At 55.7% G+C, this 18,452-nt stretch carries 14 protein-coding genes; 7 read left to right on the top strand and 7 right to left on the bottom strand.

Translation table 11 applies throughout. From position 1 onward, the window contains the following. Positions 1-232: 232 nt before the first annotated feature. Positions 233-694, top strand: a complete 462-nt coding sequence (locus VN12_RS14715; protein ID WP_146677539.1) for a hypothetical protein — start codon at positions 233-235, stop codon at positions 692-694. A 9-nt stretch (positions 695-703) separates the two neighbouring features. Here the strand turns inward: VN12_RS14715 and pgl are convergent, their stop codons facing one another. Genes pgl through VN12_RS14700 form a run of 3 tightly spaced genes read right to left on the bottom strand, consistent with a single transcriptional unit; the run spans position 704 to position 3,619 of the window. Further along, positions 704-1,462 (bottom strand): 6-phosphogluconolactonase, encoded by a 759-nt coding sequence (pgl, locus tag VN12_RS14710; protein WP_146677538.1) that lies wholly within the window; start codon positions 1,460-1,462, stop codon positions 704-706. Continuing rightward, a complete protein-coding gene (locus tag VN12_RS14705) occupies positions 1,440-2,168 on the bottom strand; it encodes a DUF2293 domain-containing protein (protein ID WP_240491157.1) in 729 nt (242 codons plus the stop codon). The genes pgl and VN12_RS14705 overlap by 23 nt, the downstream gene beginning before the upstream one ends. Positions 2,169-2,221: 53 nt before the next feature. Next, positions 2,222-3,619, bottom strand: coding sequence for an enolase C-terminal domain-like protein (locus VN12_RS14700; protein WP_146677537.1), 1,398 nt, complete (start codon positions 3,617-3,619; stop codon positions 2,222-2,224). 212 nt (positions 3,620-3,831) lie between these two features. Between VN12_RS14700 and VN12_RS14695 the strand changes: the two genes are divergently transcribed. The 4 genes from VN12_RS14695 to VN12_RS14680 all read left to right on the top strand — a co-directional run bounded on the left by VN12_RS14695 (position 3,832) and on the right by VN12_RS14680 (position 10,731). Beyond that, a complete protein-coding gene (locus tag VN12_RS14695; RefSeq protein ID WP_146677536.1) occupies positions 3,832-4,671 on the top strand; it encodes a glycosyltransferase in 840 nt (279 codons plus the stop codon). A 224-nt stretch (positions 4,672-4,895) separates the two neighbouring features. Continuing rightward, on the top strand, positions 4,896-5,831 hold the full coding sequence (locus tag VN12_RS14690) for an AAA family ATPase (protein WP_146677535.1): 936 nt from the start codon (positions 4,896-4,898) through the stop codon (positions 5,829-5,831). Then, on the top strand, positions 5,828-7,231 hold the full coding sequence (locus VN12_RS14685) for a DUF58 domain-containing protein (protein WP_146677534.1): 1,404 nt from the start codon (positions 5,828-5,830) through the stop codon (positions 7,229-7,231). Before VN12_RS14690 ends, VN12_RS14685 begins: the two co-directional genes overlap by 4 nt. 50 nt (positions 7,232-7,281) lie before the next feature. After that, positions 7,282-10,731 carry an ABC transporter permease gene (locus VN12_RS14680; RefSeq protein WP_168164423.1) on the top strand — a complete coding sequence of 1,150 codons (3,450 nt, stop codon included), beginning with the start codon at positions 7,282-7,284 and terminating at the stop codon, positions 10,729-10,731. Positions 10,732-10,774: 43 nt separating this feature from the next. Here the strand turns inward: VN12_RS14680 and VN12_RS14675 are convergent, their stop codons facing one another. Beyond that, complete coding sequence (locus VN12_RS14675) at positions 10,775-11,119, bottom strand: hypothetical protein (RefSeq protein WP_146677532.1); 345 nt, start codon at positions 11,117-11,119, stop codon at positions 10,775-10,777. A 194-nt stretch (positions 11,120-11,313) separates the two neighbouring features. Here VN12_RS14675 and VN12_RS25860 point away from each other — a divergent pair, with 194 nt between their 5' ends. Continuing rightward, on the top strand, positions 11,314-11,457 hold the full coding sequence (locus VN12_RS25860; protein WP_168164422.1) for a hypothetical protein: 144 nt from the start codon (positions 11,314-11,316) through the stop codon (positions 11,455-11,457). 90 nt (positions 11,458-11,547) lie between these two features. Here VN12_RS25860 and rsmG read toward each other — a convergent pair whose 3' ends face one another. Both rsmG and VN12_RS14665 read right to left on the bottom strand, forming a co-directional pair. Further along, the gene (gene rsmG / locus VN12_RS14670; protein ID WP_146677531.1) at positions 11,548-12,252 is read right to left on the bottom strand and encodes a 16S rRNA (guanine(527)-N(7))-methyltransferase RsmG; all 705 of its coding nucleotides are present in this window, start codon (positions 12,250-12,252) and stop codon (positions 11,548-11,550) included. Next, entirely contained in the window at positions 12,245-14,986 is a 2,742-nt protein-coding gene (locus VN12_RS14665) for a hypothetical protein (protein ID WP_146677530.1), read from the bottom strand. Before VN12_RS14665 ends, rsmG begins: the two co-directional genes overlap by 8 nt. A 242-nt stretch (positions 14,987-15,228) precedes the next feature. On the opposite strand from VN12_RS14665, the gene VN12_RS14660 reads away from it, so the two are divergent. Continuing rightward, positions 15,229-16,665 (top strand): hypothetical protein, encoded by a 1,437-nt coding sequence (locus tag VN12_RS14660; protein WP_146677529.1) that lies wholly within the window; start codon positions 15,229-15,231, stop codon positions 16,663-16,665. On the opposite strand, the gene VN12_RS14655 is transcribed toward VN12_RS14660, so the two are convergent. Next, entirely contained in the window at positions 16,578-18,149 is a 1,572-nt protein-coding gene (locus tag VN12_RS14655; protein ID WP_146677528.1) for a hypothetical protein, read from the bottom strand. The two genes, VN12_RS14660 and VN12_RS14655, sit on opposite strands and share 88 nt — an antisense overlap. Positions 18,150-18,452 lie beyond the last annotated feature (303 nt).

Genomic DNA, 18,452 nt, shown 5'->3' with positions numbered 1-18,452 from the left:
TCCTCATGCTGTTTTTCCGCGCATCGGCGGCAGTCTTGTTCGGCCCGACGAAAACGAAGAAAACAAAAAAGATTCACATTCAAAGGGACTGAAAACTCCCTTAAGTCCTATTCTCGACTGTATTGACGCTTCTAGGGAGTTCGCGCGGTGTGTGGTAGGGGGTCCGTGGCACAGGAATCGCATTCTGTTCGCTTCGTTTGCGAATGCGACCCGTTCCATCGAGGAGAACACTGTGGAGACCATTAGTATCCGTACCGTCGAGTTGGAATATCCCGGCTTACAGGCCGAGGTGAACGGCTGGTACGAGCAGGGAGCGATGATACTTGGAGAGTGGATCGGGAGGCTTCGGGCCTTTTGGTTTCGATCGGCAACAGCATGCTGGCTCTATGCGAGTGTGATTGCGTCGGTGGCCGTTTACGACATCTTCCTCACCATCAAGTACGCGAGTTCACTTCCACAAATGGAGGTCAATCCGGTCGGACGCTGGCTGATGAATCTAAAAGATGCACCGATGTATTATTTAGACCAGCCCCCTGACGTTCTTCCGTTTTTGATATTGAAGGGGGTTGGAACGTGTGTCGTTGTTGCGACGATCCACGCGCTGGTCCGTTGGAAAGGGGACATGGGGCATGCCGTCGGGTTCGGCGTTAGTTTGTTCCAGGTCGGTTTAGCGGGTTATCTAACGTTTCGTTAGGCGCTAGGTCTAGGATTGGTCAGGGTTCGCGGCAGAGTCGAGGAACCAGAGTAAGCGACCGTGCTTCGGTTCAACGAGTTGTGCAGGGTATTCGCTTGGGTAGCGAGGACCATGAAGAACCACCTCGAGGGCCGGTCGTTTAGAAATGCCGCATACGAGGAACGCGACGTTCCTCGCTGAGTTGATCATCGGAGCGGTTAGGGTGAGTCGATAGGCGGCGAATTTCGGGACGTAGTTCGCAACAAACAGTCGACTCGTCTCTTCGAGCGCATCGGTTTCTGGAAAAAGGGATGCGGTGTGCGCATCGTCTCCGAGGCCAAGCAAGATGATATCGATCGGTGGGAAGTCGTTCGTGTATTCCCCTTTTGGGTCGATCGCTCGACGGATTTGGAGTTCGTATTCCGCTGCGGCTCGGTCGGGGGAATTGACGGAGATTTGAACCGGGAATGCGTGGGGAAGTTGTCGGCTGTGGCGAGGATCGATGCGATCGAGCCATGCCTCGCGAACCATTTTGTAATTGCTATCAACGTGGTCGTGTGGCACGTTGCGTTCATCCCCCCAAATCAACGTCACTTTCGACCAATCCAGCTCTTCGAGCGACGATTCCGCTAGCAGTTGATAAAGACGCTTGGGGGTCGAACCCCCGGACAGTGCAATACTGCAAAAGCCTCGGGTCGCGATAGACTCTTGAATCGTTTCGATCAACCAATCCTTGGCAGCAAGCGCGACATCCTCCGCGTTCGTTTTAACAATCGTTTGGTGGTACATTGGACCTGTTGTGGTTGTATGCGGGGGGCTGTTGGAGGGCTGATTGTAAAGGACAGCTCTTGGCTGGGACAGATTCCCCCTTGCGATACGATTCTAGCAACTGTCGAGAGCGTTGGGCGAGCATGCGTCGGACTTCGCGCCGCTCGCCACGAACTCGGGGAATTTTCATGTTGTCGTAAGCAGTCGTTTGGTGGCGCATCCAAGCGATTACGGCAGCTTCGGCTCGTTCTTCGATGGGGATTCGTTCGGTTCTTGCGACGGTGCCGCTACCGACTGGGGTCGCATGGTCGGAGACGGCTTTGGCCAAATTCTTAGCCGTATCAAGGTGACAGGGATGGAAATCGAGAAAGCGAAAAACAGTGGCTTCAAAGCTTTCCACGTACGCTTCTTGCTTGCGTTCGCGGCGAGCTAGATCGGATTGCTTCCTTTTGGCGTAAGCCTCCGTAGCCCTTTCCTTTTCCAGCTCCGCGCGTTTGGCGGCTATGACGTTTGCAGCGGCCCAGACGCCTTGAGAGAAGAGCTTCCGTCCCTTTTTGACTTGAACGGTCCACGTATCGGTGGCCGCTTTAACGCGTCGAGTCAACCCGGCGTCCCCTGGAGGGAGCAATTCCCATCCGGGTGGGATTTTCATCACGACACCATCCGGGGCAATGACCGTATCGGGAGTCTTCCCGGGTGCGACAATACAGGAACGTATGGAATCCACGCTTATGAAGCTCTTTGAGATTGCGTCAACACAAGTTTGCGACAGCTCGCTGCCTAGCCTTGTGCGAGCGACGCGTACTTTTTAGAAAGCAAATTGCGAGGCCAGGCGAAACCGAGTCCCACGCCTCCCAATAGTTCCGTCGGCACAACTCCCCCTAAAACTTTGAACATGGGGCGGTAAAGCGACTCCCAATCTTTGTTTCCTGCGGGGCAATACTGTCGTCCATTCCCTTCGACGGCGGTCAAGCCCGCGATGCGCGACGCCAGGGAGGCGGATGTCAGGAACGAAGCACCGACGCAGGTGAGATCTTGCACATAGCACTTCATGCCGTAGTTCTTGGCGGCAGCAGCAAACAGAAGCGAGTCGCTCAGCCCCTTGCAAGCCTTGATAGCGATCCCTGAATAGCCTTGCTGTTTGGCGAACATAAAGGCATCCAAATCGGTGAGGGACTCATCGATCACAACCGGCTTGAGTCGGCTCACGCGGTGCATGGTGACTTCTTTACGGGCTCGAAGGTCTCGTCCCATGGGTTGCTCGATGTAGTGGAGCTTTCCAATCGCTTCGCGGGCTAGCCGATCGATTCGTTCCAAGAAATCGATCACGTAGTCTTCGTTCTCGCATGCTTCGTTGAAGTCCATTGAGTAGGACCAAATGCGGGTTGGGGCGACTCGCATCGCGATCCTCTCGATTTCGACCAACCGTCCGACATCGGCGTCGAGGTCTTGGCCGGTCAGCTTGATCTTCAAGTGCGAAAGGTGCTGCGTGCGGATCCATTCTTCCAATGTTTCGGGCAGCCCATCCCCGATCGGCTTGCTCAGATCCGCTGTGGAGAGCGGGTCCAACGAACCAACCAAGTGATAAAGAGCGAGTGTCGAAGTCGGCTTGCTCAAGATCGCATCTTGGAAGTGTTTGCCGACGAAGTCCTCTCCCAGCCAAGTAGACAGGTCCCCTCCGATGTGCTCGGGGGTCAAGCAATCGAAGGCGTTGGCGTTGTTCAATCGACCATAGGCATCGTGCAAAGCGATATCGGCAGTCGAAGCCGCCAGGGCGATTGCCAAATCCGGAATGGGTTCGGTGAGCTTCATCGCTTCGACCAGTTCCGCGGCCTTGGCCTTTGCAATGGCTTTGATTTGCGGCCAGAAGTGGAGCGGGTGGGAGGCTGGTTCCAGGTCCGGAAGGGCTTGAACAATCCGATCCGCCAAAGTGATCACGGTTCGGAGCGCCATTTCCGGCGAGAGCTGTTTGCTCGGCCAGGCCCAGGCGGTCCCCATGGTCATTTCCCCCATGCCGACTGCCGTCTTCTTCTTGGCCTTGTCCTCGATCGTGAGGCTGGTGCGGAATACCGTCACGTCCTTGACTACCCGTCCGCCGAACTTCAGGGGAGTCCGGTAGACGAAAGGAAACTTCTCGGATTCCGCTTCAACAATGGTCAGTTTGGTCGACTTGGACATGGCAAAAAACAGGAAAGATCGAGGTCTCGGGCCAGTGTTCAGAATTCGGTAGCATACGGCCCAGAGAGTCCGTTTCGATACCCCTAACCACGAATTTTCTTTGGGGATTCTCAATGATTCCCCGGTGTGGTGGCCTACCGAGGTTGACGGGGATCATTGAGTTTTTGAATAATGTTCCTGCGATATCATCGATGCCGAAGTAAAGGAATACCATGGTCACTGTCGTCTGCACCCGTTGGCTCGATGCCTTTCCGGTGTCCTATGTTCGGCTTCTCAAGAACGCGGTCGCTGCGAACTTGAATAGACCGCATCGATTCGTGTGCGTGACGGACAATTTGGAGGGGCTGGATTCGGACATCGAAGGGATTCCGATGCCGGACATGGGGCTCCCTTTAGCGCATCAAAAGTTGGGTTGCTGGCCCAAACTCTCCATTTTTGCCCCTGGCATGCTACCGCCCGATGAGCCCGCACTCTATCTCGATCTCGATGTACTCGTCCGTTCCAGTCTCGATCCGTTCTTCGAACAGATCCGTTCCAAACCGGGGCTCCATGTTCTCCGGGAATGGAACCCAACGCTGTGGAATCTGCTCCCATCTTCCCTGCGGCCCGACCGAGGAGTCCAAGGCTCGATACTTGGCTTCATTCCGCGGGAGCAATCCAGCATCTACGAGAAGTTCATGGCGGACAAGACGATTCCGTCGCGATACTTGCTCGACCAAGACTTCTTAACCGAGCATGTTTCTCAGCGCTCGTATTGGCCGGTTTCTTGGACGGCTAGTTTCAAGTGGCATTGCATGAAGTACTACCCACTGAATCGATTGATTCCGCGAATTCGAGAACCCAAACGGGCCAAGATTGTGGTCTTTCATGGCAAGCCGCGTCCGGTAGATGTCGTACCACTGGGCAACTACCGATGGGGAACGAAAAGAAAATTCGGCTTCGGTCCCGTCGACTGGGTTCGAGATTATTGGCTTCGTTATGACCCAACTTGGACCGAACCCTCCGCGGAAAAAGATATCGAAACGGAACCTCGCGCGCGGGCAGCGGCCTAGGGGAATCCAAGGTCCGGCGAGGGGGCGATGACGACGGGCGATGACGTCAGTCTTCCTTGTACAACAACACCTTATACCAACCGGCACTCTGACCAGGTTCTTCGCTTCCTTTACTTAATCACTACAATATCGAGGCACCTTCGAGCGAATCCGCAGCGAGATCGCTCCCCTTGCACCGCGTCGACCTTCGCGTTCGCTCGGTTCCTCTTACCCCTCGGTATGGCATGGCCAATGAAATACCTCCGGTTCTAACCCGACTGGAACAAAACATCGAGTCGGTCGTTCTTGGCAAAAAGGAAGTGGTTCGCCGCATTCTGATTGCATTGCTCGCTGGAGAGCATCTTTTGCTGGAAGACGTGCCTGGGGTCGGTAAGACCCTCTTGGCGAAAGCGATTGCGAAGAGCATCGACGGAAAATTCACACGCGTTCAATTCACTCCGGATCTTCTCCCCTCCGACATTATCGGCAGCAGCATCTACCACAACGGGGAATTCAAATTCTCCCCGGGTCCGATTTTCGCCAATGTTGTGTTGGGAGATGAAATCAATCGTGCACCACCGCGAACGCAGAGCGCCCTTCTCGAAGCGATGAGTGAACATCAAGCGAGCGTGGACGGAAAGACCTACCCGCTTCCCGATCCGTTCCTGGTGATCGCTACCCAGAACCCGTTCGAATTCGAAGGAACCTATGTTCTGCCTGAAAGCCAACTCGATCGCTTCATCATGCGAATCGATGTGGGCTACCCAGGACGCGATGCCGAAAAGAACGTACTAAAGTCCCACCAGAGCGGTGAACCAGTCGACGCGCTGAAACCGGTCGCATCCATCGAGGAAATCAAAACGCTGCAACAGCAATCTCGTGCAATCACCGTCGAAGACACCGTCATCGATTACTTGCTCGAGATTGTCGAGCAGACGCGCCGCAGCAATGAGATCCAGGTCGGTGTCAGCACGCGGGGAACGATCGCGTATTACCGCGCCGCGCAAGCGCATGCGTTGATCTCCGGTCGCAAATATGTCGTTCCCGATGACGTCAAGTCGTTGGCCATTCCTGTCTTAGCCCACCGGATCATGCCGCGCGGGTTCACGGCGGGCAGCGAACGCTCGACTGCGGAAGCAATCATCGAGCGGTGCTTACGCAATGTCGACGTTCCCCTATGATCAGGCATGAACGCTCAATGATGTTCACGGACAAGAAGGCGGACGATTCGGTTTCCAACACCGACGCAACCGCCCCCCTTTCTTCGGAACAGGATGCCAGGACAGCGGAAGCAGCGGCAACGGGCGCCGAGCGACTGCGGGGTTGGAGCTCGTGGATTCTGTCTCCCTGGCGCGCGATTCGATTAGCGAGGCGTTTCGCAACTCCGGTCACGACCCGTTTAACGCGAGAGGGTTGGCAGTTCGCGTTCATGATCTGCTTTATCGTTCTCGGAGCGGTCCTTCGCGACGTGAACTTGCTCGTCATCCTCGCGGGTACCCTTCTCGCCTTGATGCTTGTCCAGTGGCGGGTCTGCGCCAAGACGCTCTACGGGCTGCATCCCTTTAGGAGGCTCCCTAAGTCGATTCAGGCTCGCAAGGAATTCGAAGTCGAATTGGAGGTGACCAATCCAAAGCGATGGCTTGGGGCTTGGTTGGTTCAAGTTCAAGAGCGAATCGTCTTTGCACCGAAGTCGTCGACCGCCAAACAGGTGTCACAAACCATCGCACTCCTGTTCCCCATTCTTCCACCTCACGCACAACGATCACAGAAATATCGCTGCACTGTCCAACGCCGTGGCAACTATCGATTTCTGGACACAGAAATCTCCACCCGATTCCCCCTCGGACTGATGCGATCATTTCTCCAAAGCTCGAGCACAGCTTCGTTCATCGCGCAGCCTGCGATCGGTCGCCTGCTTCCCGGATGGCTCGAGCTCTTTGAAGGAAAAATCACTGGCGTCCAACAGCGCAAGTCGCGATCGATTTCGGACGAAGGGGAGTTCTTTGGATTGCGGGCCTACCAGCCTGGCGACAGTCCACGGTGGATTCACTGGCGCTCCTCTGCTCGCTTGGGGGAATTGATGGTGAAGCAGTTTCAAAGGTCTGATAGCCGCGAATTCATCTTGGTCCTCGATCTCTGTCTGCCCCCTAGCTCTTCCCGCATGACAAGGGAAGAGTTTGAGAGCACTGAAGACCTCGCGGTCGAGTTTGCGGCGAGCGTCGCCAACCAAATCGCCTCCTCCAACAATGCCGTCTTGACCCTGGCCATCGCGGACAGCGATCCGACCATCGCGATTCGCATTCAGACGCGAGCCCAGAACACCGCCTTGCTCGACAGGCTAGGAACGGCTCGCGCAGGCGAGACCGACGGTCTTCCGTTGGCTCTCGAGATGCTAGAAGGTGAATACCGACGAGTGGAGAATTTGCTCGTCGTTAGCACCCGCCCCAAACATCAAGCGATGGCTCCTAGCATTCGCTCGCCTAGCCAGGATCGCAACATCCTCTTCTGGAAGAATCTAATCTGGCTCAACGTCGCGAACGAGGAAATCACACCGTACTTCCAACCCTCCAACCCGGGGTAACGCCCATGCTATCGCTGATTCTCAGAACGATTGCACACTTTCGAAATCTCTTGATTCCCGTAATTGCAGGAGTAGCCGTGGCGGGCGCCGTCATTGTCGGCGCATTGATCGTAGGCGATAGCGTTCGAGGGTCGCTTCGTACCATCGCGCTAGACCGCATCGGCGACATCGATCGCATCCTCCTCGCTCCTCGCTGGTTCTCCGCCGCCCTGCTCGACAAGACTCAGGTGCAAGGTAGTGTTCATGAACTCATCTACCTACAACAGTCCACGGCTCAACACGAAGTTCGTGGCGAGGATGGCAAAAAGATCTACCGGGCGAACGAATTGACGTTACTGGGAGTCGATGCCTCGTTTTGGGAATTGGGTGATCACCGTCCCCCGAAACTTCCGAGCGGTGAGCAAGTCGTCCTCAACCAATCTGCCGCTGATACCTTGCGAGTCCGCATCGGCGATTTGATCACGCTTCGAGTTGCCGCCAGCGCGTTAGTCCCGGCCGAAAGCGCTCTTGGAAAACGAGAGCAAGACACGTATGTGATGCCTCGGTGGGAGGTCGTCGATATCTTGCCCGATGAAGGACTGGCTCGATTTTCCCTTCGCAGCGATCAACGTCCCCCCGTCAATGCATTCGTGGACAAGAAGGCGATCCAAGACGCCATAGAGATCGGCGATCAAATCAATGCGATGGTCACGACTATCGCCTCTACCGAGCAGGCCGCCGGCCCAAAATCGGTTTCGCTTCTACAGAACATACGCCCTAGCCTTGCCGATCTCGGACTGCAGTTCGACCGCGTTCAAGCCTCGAGCCCCCAAGATCGGTCGCTTGTGCTCGATTACTATCACATCACGACCGATCAAATGCTACTACCCGACACCATCGCCCATGAGATCCTTCGAGGGACGCAGGACTATTCTCCCAAGCCCATCCTGACCTATCTCGCCAACAATGTCGAAAACAGGAACGTCACAAAGCCTGCAGACAACCATCGCCAAAGCGTTCCCTACTCCACCATCAGCGCCGTCGACTGGGAGCTTTTAGCGCAGTTGTTGAAGCAGGCCAGTCCATCCGCGGCCCCCATCCAAAAGCCCGATGGCGACGAATGGGTAGTCATCAATCAATGGTTGGCGGACGAATTGAAGCTAGCCGTTGGCGACCGAATCACCATCGACTATTTCTTGCCCGAAACGGTCGAAGGAGAAGAAATCGAAAAGCAATTTGAAGCGACCATCGTCGCAATCGCCCCGTTGACGGAACCCAAAACACCCTACCTGCGGAATCGCCCGGCGGTGTTCGAGCAATCGCCGACACCCTTCAATGATCCGCAATGGACTCCTACCGTTCCAGGGATCACCGACCAAGACTCGATCAGCAAATGGGATACTCCCTTTCCACTCAAACGGACCATCGATTCGCGGGACGATGATTACTGGAATTCGCATCGACTGACTCCCAAACTGTTCATGCCATTGGAGCGAGGAAAGAAGCTGTTCGGTTCTCGATTTGGAAACGTTACGAGCATTCGTTTCGACGGGCTCGACGAAGCATCCCGAGATGCAGTACAGAAAAAGGTGCAGTCGATTGTTCAGAGCCATTTGGGTGTTTTGGGATGGAGAGAGCTACCCCTGCGCGAGCAACAGTTGGCGCGTTCCAGCGGAACGACTCCCTTCGATGCCCTCTTCCTATCGCTTAGTTTCTTCCTGATCGCAGCGGCTTTGCTGCTCGTCGCTCTTCTGTTTCGTCTTTCCATCGAACGACGCGCCAATCACTGGGGGTTGTTAGCGGCGACCGGTTGGACGAGATCTTCCATTCGTAAATTGTTGATGGCCGAGGGAGCTATTTTGGCAGCGATTGGAGCGACCTTGGGTATTGGCCTAGGAATGCTATACGCGTATGCGATGATCGCTCTTTTAAAGACTTGGTGGGTCGGTGCCATCACAGTATCGTTCTTGGATTACTACGTCATGCCGACCAGCTTGATCGCGGGATGGCTAGCCAGTTGGGGGACTGCCCTGGTGGCCATCTATATCGCATCGCGTCGCATTGCTAAATCCCCAATCACGCTCTTGCTGCGGGGGAAGTTCGAAGAGCCCGGCATTGCGATTCGATCGTCGAAATGGTCCACCTTCGCCGTCGGCCTATCCCTTCTCGCGGGCGTGGGCCTGCTCGGGGTCGGAGTCGGTTTGCAGGGGCAAGCCCAAGCGGGTGCGTTTGTGGGGGCGGGTATGCTATTCATGATCTGCGGACTCGTTTGGGTCTGGGGACGACTGCGACGGTTTCGCCATCGAGTCGATAGCATTCCAAATGAGTTCGCGCTCGCGAGCAGCAGCGCCAGCCGCGCTCCGGCGCGAAGCATCCTGGCAATCGCTTTGGTCGCCATCGCATCGTTCCTGATCCTATCGATGAGTCTTTTTCAAGCGACTCCGACGGAGCCTGGCATGGGAGGTTTCGTGTGGATGGGTAAGAGCAGTAGCCCCATATACACGGAGCTGGGAAATGCCGAAGCACGCCGCGAAAATCTTGCGGCAGCAGGCGATCCCTGGACCGATATCGAAATCGTTTCCCTGCGTGTTCGTGGCGGGGACGATGCGAGCTGCAACAATCTCTATCAGGCCAACGAACCGCAAGTCCTAGGGATGAGCCCTCGCATCGTCGAGATCGATCGCCAGGAGAACGGTAACTCCCGATTCGCGTGGTTTCAAAAGTCTGCCCCAGCAGGCCAATCTCCTTGGACCTCCCTAGAGGGAACGGGAAATGGGACCAAGGAATCGCCCATACCCGTGGTGCTGGACCAAAACACCGCTCTATGGGCTCTCCATTTAGGTGGGTATGTCGGAGAAGTCTTTTCGTTCGAATTCGATGGAGCTCCGATCTTTTTCAAGACCGCTGGCGTGTTGCAAAACACGATCCTGCAAGGGAGTTTGATCATCGGTGAAGAAAACTTCAAACGCATGTTCCCCACGATCGCAGGTTATAAATCGTTTCTGGTCGAAGTTCCTTCCGACAAGATGGCTGAGTTGCCTGCCTTGAAGAGCCTTTTGGAAAACGGATGGGAGGAGCAAGGCTTGGACTTGGTCGAAAGTTCCAAGATCCTGTCTCAACTCCTCGCGGTGCAAAACACCTATTTGTCCGCGTTCCAACTCCTCGGCGCGATGGGACTCTTGCTTGGGACCGTTGGACTGGGGGTGACGCAGATACGCGGCGCGCTCGAACGCAGGGCGGAGCTCGCTTCGATGCGAGCGTTAGGGTTCACCAAACGAAGACTTGTTTGGATCCTGACACTCGAGAACGGTTGGCAGTTGTTCCGAGGGCTCGCTATCGGAGGAGTGGCGGCCGCATTGGCCACGATCCCTGCCCTCGTGGCCGGCCAGCCTTTTGGAGGGCTGGTAACGCCGCTGTGGATGCTCGGTTTGATCTTGATAGTCGGCGGGTTAACGAGTTGGTTTGCAGCGTCGTTCGCGATGCGTTGGCCCTTGCTCGCAGCCCTTCGCTCCGAGACGTAAACTCTTCTTCGTCGGGAAGGGCGACTCGAGTGGACGGTTCGACTTAATTGGATGGGGCGACCCATTCATTTGCCGGTGCATCCATAGGAGCATCCGCATCAGGCTTCGACGTTCGTCGTCGACGTCGCGGCTTATTGGTCGCCCACTCCTTGGTCATCAGCTCGAAGACTTCAGGGGACTCGTATCTCGCAATATTCTTTCCTTCGGGAATGGGACCGATCAATCCGCGAAAGACTGGCATGCCGCGGAGATCCAAGTCGGTGCTACTATCGTCGATCCCGATTTGTGTATGCGTTCGAAAGATCGACTCGGCGGAATGAAAGTCCCGGATCCGAATCGATCCATCTTCCGCACGGGTGACAACTCGAAAGACATCTTTTTTGGACATGGGATCCTCCGTTCGTGTTCAAAAATACGGATCCCTCCATCCACCCGATGAGAGACCATTGCTAAGAGACCTCGCGAGAGGTTTCCATGGTCTGCGCAATTCAGGTCGCATCCATGCGGCCGCGTTGCAGATCGGGGATTGCCCAGCAATGGGCGACTCTTCCTCCTTGCGTGTATCGGCATAGGAGCGCGCCGATGTTTGAAGATGCTTTGCGTCGCGGAACCACCGGAAGGATAGGCACGACAGGTGTTGCGTGCACAACCGATACGGGCGTCTCGCACCGAACGACCGGACCTCGCCGCCCCTACTTGGATGTGGCCCGAATCGGATCTGCCTAAGAAGGTGTGAACTTTTGGTGGTGTGCGGCGATCGAGGGCCCAGAGGGCTCAGGTAGTGCAGCGAGATTCGAATCCAACCCGGAAGAGCCGCTAGGAATGAAGCCGCTTGAGTTGCAGGATTGTGCTTTCGGATTCCGTATCGGGCATCGGATAGGAGACCATCCGTCGGAGTTCGACTTTTTTAAGAGCGCCTTTGTGCCTCGCTTCGCCTCGTTCGTCCGGCCATTTCGGTCCTTTGATCGCTAACATTCGCCCGAAGGTATGCCAGTAGGGCTCTAGCCAACGGCAAAGCTTCACCAAAGGCCCGACGGCGCGCGAGGTCAACGTGTCGTAACGAAAGTCTTCGAGGAGACTCTGAACGTTTTGCGGATAAACCGGGACTTGCAGTCCAAGCTTTTTCACGATGTCATCGACGACCTTGGCTTTCTTGGCCACGCTATCGCAGAGAGTGACTTGCACGTCGGGTCGAAGGATGGCGACGAGAATTCCCGGCACACCGCTGCCGGTCCCGACATCGAGAACCTCTTCGTTGGGAGCCAGCAGTTGAGACACATGCCAGGAGTCGAGCAAATCGCGTTTAACAAAGAGCTCCGGGGTCGTGTGCCGGGTCAAGTTCACGCGGGTATTCCAATCCCAGAGTTGCAAGCAGTAGTTTTGAATTCCTGACCAAGCCTCTTCGGGGATCGTCAGTTCCAATTCCGTTGCCGTGGTGCGCAATCGTCGATCCAGTTCCTCGCGACTCCCTGAGAACACCTCGGCTGGCGGGGAAAGAGGCTCCATTTCAGAATCACTCATGCTCGGTTGTTAACGCTTTCGAAAATCGTCGTATTTGTTTCTTGTGTTGACCGTCTCGCGGTTCCAGAGCGCGGCATTGCTGGGAAAGTTCCAAGGCCTCGCGGGCCCGTCCGCTCCGAAACTCCACTTCGGCGAGTGTATCTAAATAAGTCGGGTCGCGTCGAATTGCAACGGCTCGATCCGCAAACTCCTTGGCTTTGTCCAGATTTCGGTCACAAAGGGCACACAACCAAGCGGTGTTGTTGAGGCTGACCGCATCGTTTGGAAAGGCGTCGATGGCTTGAACCATCGATTGGAAGTAGAGATCGAACCAGCGATCGACAACCTCCTTTGGAAAGATCTCGTCTGCCCATGGCAACACATCGATTGGGATTTGTATTTGAGTCGGTTCGATCCGGTGGGCCATGCGTATCCATCGGTCTGTTTCTGCGAGATTCTTTTCATGGATTGCTTGAAGGCAAAACACAGGGAGTGCATCGAGCAACAAGATTCGAGTGCGCGAGTCATCCGCTTGAAATGCTTCCCCATCCCCCGCTCGGACGAAGAGGTTCCTACTGGCTGCTTCGTAGGCCTCGGGAATTTTCTCTCGATGCTTCTTGGCGATGATATAACGCCAACTGCTTTCGATGCGACTACCAATATCGGGGTAAAGCCGCCGCCAGCGTTCCGCGATCCACTCCATCTCGGGGCGTGTCGCAGCATGTTCCTCGAGACTCTCTAAGTCAATGCGTCGAAGCCCGGTCAGGAGCGGCAGGGAATGAACGGCCGAGAGTTCTCGCAGTCGCAACGAGTCGAGTTCGCTGTGGCGACCGGATCGCTCTAACAAATCCGCCGTACGCAGAAATAAAAAGTGATTTCCCGGTGAGGAGTCCATCAGTTGTTTCATGAGGATGGCCGCCTGGTCCATGTTCCCCGATTTAGCAAGAAGATTGGCCAACTCGCTCGCACTATTCAAATTCTCGCGTGATTCTTGCAACAGCGCGATGGCACCTTGGGGGTCTCCCAACTCTTGCAACAACAGAGCAATCCCCCAACAGAACAGCGAGTCGTCCCGATGAAGCTCACCGATGCGTTGTCGTACCGCGAAGACCATTTCGCGCAGAGGCTCCAGGTCGTTCCATTCCTTCGGTTTGCGTCCTTCGTGCAAATCGTTCAAGTTCTCGAAGGCCTTTCGTATCGCTTGCTCGGCCGTGCCATCCTCACCTTGCATGTGTTTCTTGACGAAATACTCGTAGATGAGAAAAGGCTCGATCAAATAGCTTCCGAAGACCGCCTCAAAGCAGGGCTCTTCCAACGAAGGGCTTTCCTCCGTCAAAATCCGATTGCTGAGTACGGTGAGCGGATAGTTCTTTCGAATGGAAAGCTCTCGCAAATAGTTCACGGCTTTGGTGCGTTGATTGGTTATGCGCCAAATCTCAAGCAGCTCGCGCGAGAGGAAGGATCCGGCCGAACGCGAGTCGCGTAAAAGCTCCTGCTCGCACACCCCATCGATGATCGTCTCTATTTCGGGCTCGCCGATCTGATGGAAAGCGCTCAATAAACTACGCAGGAGGTCGTGAGGATAGGAATCGTTCGGCTTCCTCGTGGCGAGCAGTTTGCGAAAGTACGACTGCGCCCACGTTCGGACCGTTTCGGGCTCCAAATTGTTCAAGCCCACCACGGCAAACGCAGCCTTTAAATCTCCAAGCTGATTGTGGTAGATATCGAAGGCGACCGCGGGATCTGCTTTCTCGATCGCAGTTTGAAAAGTTTCGCGATCATCGAATGCGAGGGCGAGCGAGAATGGCGCTCCGGCCACAGTCCCTTTCGATCGGTCCTTGATGGCGTTCCAGTGATGTCGCATTTCTTCGTTTCGGCCCAAGAGCATCGAAGCAGCCAGTTTCTGCCCCAACGTGTTTCGACCGTTCATTCGCAGCCGTGAACCGGGTCGTTGGACTTCTTCGAGCCAAAGGGACCAATTCCCGGACCGAACCAACACGCGTTCGAGGGCAAGCTCCAAACCATTCGACTTGGCGAATTGCACCGCAGCATCCCATTCCTCGGCCGCTTGCAACTTGGCCAACTCCACGCTGGGGGTCGGCGGCAGGGAGAGCTGCCACGAATCGGGCATTCCCAAGTCCCTCCACCAGCGGTTGATAAAGGGCTTCTCTTCAGGAGGTGTGACAAGGTCGATCAGTCGAGGAACGATTCGCTCTTGGCCGGAACTCCAAGCCAATTCGATCAACCTTCCCAACTCGCCTTGGTCCCGCAGAATGTTCTGCACGATAGGTGCGGGCAAAATTTGCAAAACCTCGAGTGCGCGGTCCCACTGCCCATTCGCAACCATCTGTCCCAACAGTCTTGAATCCCCTTGGGACGCGCTTTGAAATGCGTTCAGCACTTCCAAACGTTCCTCGAGCGGACCGTCGGTACGGCGTAACTGCAAAAGCCAGTTGGCCAAGGCGGCGTCGTGGCGATTGTCGCTGATCGATTGCTCTTGCAACCACGCATCCACCGGATAGCTACGATCGCAGAGTTGCAAAAAGGACTCGCGACGGGTGCGGTAGCTCGGCGACTGCAACCCTTTCAGCAGAGGTTGCGGATCTTTCGTAATGGGTTGGGTGGAAGACTGTTCTCCTCCCCAAGCGGACGGACAAAACGTCGGCAGAATCGCGAACGAATGGAGAACGAATGGAACGGCTGCAAGGAGCATCCACGCGTGTCGGGTTCGAATCGAGTCGTTGCCAAAATCCATTTTCTACACATCCATTCCTTATCGAGCGGGCAGTCTTCAGCAAACGGCCATCCATCATCGAACGGTCAACACCCGTCGAATAGCCATCGCGAGCGAGGCTGATTCCGGTGCGTCTTGCTGGACGACGCGAACCCCACCTATTGGCTATTATTGTACGTTCCTGGAAAATGCCGAAGATACAGGACCGGGTTTCAGCAGATTTTCTTTTGAGTTCGACCGCCTCTAGCCCCTTGAGATGAACGATGAAAGTGCCTTCTCCGTGGAAAGACCTACTCCCATTCCCCCTTGAGAAGATCAAGGAAATGGCGCAGATGGTCGGTCAGCCCCAATGGGTTTCCGCCGTCAAAGAGGCGGTGGAAAAAGTGGGTGGCAAAGATCCGTTTGGCCCCGGAGGTATTTTGCAATTCCTACAGCAAGCAAGCCGCTGGGCCGAATCGATGGCCGAGCCATTTGTCAGTTCGGGAGGGTCGGGAAACCTCAGCGCTGGGGTGAACGGGACCGGGGAGCTCTTCTCTAGCCGATGGACCAATGGTCTGTTGACACAAGATGCTCTTGCGGCCCAATTGCTTCTCTCGGGGCATCCCTCGGAGGCTTCCCGGGTCACGGGGGAACTGCGTTGCTTGGCCGTCGGATTGATGGGGGGAATGGATGCGGTGGTGGTCGCCAATACCACCACGGCGATCGCCGCCTTGGGGTTGGCGCATCGCGACGAAGGATCGTGGATTCTGCCTCGCGTCGATTGCGTCCGACCCTTTCGTTTCGGCGTCTCTTCGGCCGGCAGTCTTCAAACGATTCTTCATGAAGCCGGCGCGTCGGTAATCGAAGTGGGTTCGAATCAGGAGTGCTTACCAAGCGACTTGGAGGCCGCCATCAAATCCCCATCGACGATCTTGCTGACGGCGACTCCCGGCGGAACACCTGATGCCGATTCCGCTGCCAAGTACTTAGCGGATATTTCGCAATGGGCATCGCAACAGAACACGTCATGGATTGAAGTCTTGTTCAACGGTTCGCTGCATACCGTGCCCGAACACGCGTCCCTCACATCGGTCGTGGCGGACCGCTGGCATCTCGGGATGGAGATGTTGGTAATTCCGTGCGACGCATGGATCGGTGGCCCAGAATGCTGCTTGATTCTGACGCGAAAGAAAAGCCCCCTCTGGGAATCGGTGCAACGTATTGTCCAGAACCTTGGAATGGGGGCTTCCACGCTCACGCAATCGATCTTGCTCAAAGCCTTGCAATCGACCGAGGGATTCGCGGGTTGGCAGCGTACTCCGGCTGCGCACGCCCTGACTGTGGGCTTGGATAACTTGAAATTTCGAGCGGAAAAGATCGTCACTCAATGCACGGGACTTGGGAAGATCGAACAAGTCACTGCACTAGAGAAGGATTGTCGAATTGGAATGGGAGTGTGGAGTGGATCGCGATGGAGGAGCGCCGTCATTCAAATCCGGATGCAAGGCATTGCACCGTCGGAGTTGGCACAAAGGCTGGCTGAGGGGAGCCGTCCCATCTGGTGCCAAGTTCAGAGCGACTGCATTGAACTGGTTTTGAGAACCATCGATCCCGACGAAGATCGATATGTGGTTCAACGCTTGAGCGAAGTTGCAGGGGCTACGGCGGCTCCTACCGACAGCGATTCTTCGACGAACAACGCGAAGACCTCGTCTTCGTAAACGAGCCTGAAGTGCTCTGTTGCGTAGTCGACCGACCCCAGGAGAGAGCGGACCGGGGCCGATTGCTTGACCAAAATCGCGTCGGCGTGGTATTCGTCTAGAACCGATCGCCACCCGGGCTTTGCAGCGTAAAACAGGTCATGCTTCGGCAAAACATCTGCTCGATAGGCGACTTCATAGCGTCCATCGAGGCTCACGCGAATCTGGGGGTAACACTCCCAGGTCAGGTAGGCACCTGCAGAAAAGGGAGTCATCACATTCCCGCTGAACCCGGACTTCTTGAGGTAGTTGACGGCTCCGACGGGATAGACCATACCGCTCTTCGGATCGCTATTTGGAAGTTCGATTCGCCAAACAGGGTGATGGATCGTGAAACAAATGGCTGCGAGGCTGGCCCCCCACGCCACCAACACCACGCCTTGCCGATGCAACTGGATCCATGTCAGGACTCGGCGGCCAAACGGTGTCGGTGAGAGCCACCCCGGTGCCAAAGCCACCCACACCACGGCGAATAAGGAACCATGGCGGATATGTTTGAGAGCCATGTAGGCGGCGAGCAAACAGAAAAGCCATCCCCGCAATCGGTCCCATCGGCGGTATCGCAAAACATACCCGAGTGTGATCACGAGCGCGGCGAACGAAGCCATAGCCAGACCCGGCTGGTAGGTTTTCCAAAGGGGCTGCCATTCCGCCATGGTTGGGCGAGACATGAGCAAGGCGTGCCACAAGTAACCAGGATAGTCCGCTCCCCAAGGGTTCAAACAAAGGCTGGGTGGAATCACCAGGATCAACACCGCGTGGTGCCAAAACGCAGACAGGAAAGAGAACGAATCAAATCGCCACCGGCGTTCTTTCAGAAAGACCACCCAGCGCTCGAGCATGTGAAGCCCTAGCATGGAAACGCCTACCACAAACCCTGCATGCAGGTTGAGCCAAATCACCAGCATGCACCACCAGAGCAATCCCCAGCGTTTCTCACCGCGCCAGTCGGACTGTTGCAACAGAATCTGCAACGACAGGAACAGCAGGGTGAAAAGCTGCGCTCGAAGCGTTGCAAACCCGACCCAGCCGATCGGAAAGGCCACGATCGCGGCGAGTCCGATCCAAAGTGGATGTGCCCCATTGTTCCGAGCCACGCGATAAAGAACCAATCCCAACAGCGCGATCATCAAAACGCGAATGACGGCCATCCCATGCAGTCCCAATGGACTGATCCCGGCAATCCAGTAGAGAATGAGGCCTGTTCCCCATTCATGATGGACTGTTGGAGTTACCGTGGGAGTGAAGGCAAAGATGTCGTCATAGGGAAAACTCCCTGTTGCGAAGAACGCTCGGACCAGCGCCATTTCATGGAACGCGTCATGCGTTACGTCTCGCAGACGGGCGACGTATGCGAGAAACAGGAGCCATGAAGCAATACAAACCGAACCGATCAGGCGGGCGTCTCGAAAACTACCGATGCGCAGGTTGCGATTCCAGAACATAGGGTTGTGTATCGAACAAAGAGCTCGTTCCTTCGAGCCCACTTCGCAATTCTCGGGGACCTGGTTTTCTCGGTCGGTTGGGTGTAGCGAATGCGCGGTCTGTATCGAGAGCTAGCATTTCCCAATAGCCCTAGACATTTTGTGAGATTTTCAAAACTTTGATTCAAGATTGGGCTGGAGGTCGCGATCGGTCGTTTTCTAGACTTCCGCTCCCGTATGTCCGACCCGCGGACTCAACGCGTCACTCGCTCGTAGTCACCTAACCCAGTCGCGAACGATCCCACATGGATGTGGAATCCTCGC

Origin of the sequence: Pirellula sp. SH-Sr6A, from assembly GCF_001610875.1 — a bacterium.
Lineage (GTDB): Bacteria > Planctomycetota > Planctomycetia > Pirellulales > Pirellulaceae > JBKCUI01.
This window is presented reverse-complemented; position numbering and strand designations above follow the sequence as displayed.

Excerpts from the sequence above, each read along its gene's own strand:
- pgl (WP_146677538.1), bottom strand. The coding sequence starts at position 1,462 with ATGTACCACCAAACGATTGTTAAAACGAACGCGGAGGATGTCGCGCTT.
- VN12_RS14700 (WP_146677537.1), bottom strand. The coding sequence starts at position 3,619 with ATGTCCAAGTCGACCAAACTGACCATTGTTGAAGCGGAATCCGAGAAG.
- VN12_RS14695 (WP_146677536.1), top strand. The coding sequence starts at position 3,832 with ATGGTCACTGTCGTCTGCACCCGTTGGCTCGATGCCTTTCCGGTGTCC.
- VN12_RS14690 (WP_146677535.1), top strand. The coding sequence starts at position 4,896 with ATGGCCAATGAAATACCTCCGGTTCTAACCCGACTGGAACAAAACATC.
- VN12_RS14685 (WP_146677534.1), top strand. The coding sequence starts at position 5,828 with ATGATCAGGCATGAACGCTCAATGATGTTCACGGACAAGAAGGCGGAC.
- VN12_RS14675 (WP_146677532.1), bottom strand. The coding sequence starts at position 11,119 with ATGTCCAAAAAAGATGTCTTTCGAGTTGTCACCCGTGCGGAAGATGGA.
- VN12_RS25860 (WP_168164422.1), top strand. The coding sequence starts at position 11,314 with ATGTTTGAAGATGCTTTGCGTCGCGGAACCACCGGAAGGATAGGCACG.
- rsmG (WP_146677531.1), bottom strand. The coding sequence starts at position 12,252 with ATGAGTGATTCTGAAATGGAGCCTCTTTCCCCGCCAGCCGAGGTGTTC.
- VN12_RS14665 (WP_146677530.1), bottom strand. The coding sequence starts at position 14,986 with ATGGATTTTGGCAACGACTCGATTCGAACCCGACACGCGTGGATGCTC.
- VN12_RS14660 (WP_146677529.1), top strand. The coding sequence starts at position 15,229 with ATGAAAGTGCCTTCTCCGTGGAAAGACCTACTCCCATTCCCCCTTGAG.
- VN12_RS14655 (WP_146677528.1), bottom strand. The coding sequence starts at position 18,149 with ATGTTCTGGAATCGCAACCTGCGCATCGGTAGTTTTCGAGACGCCCGC.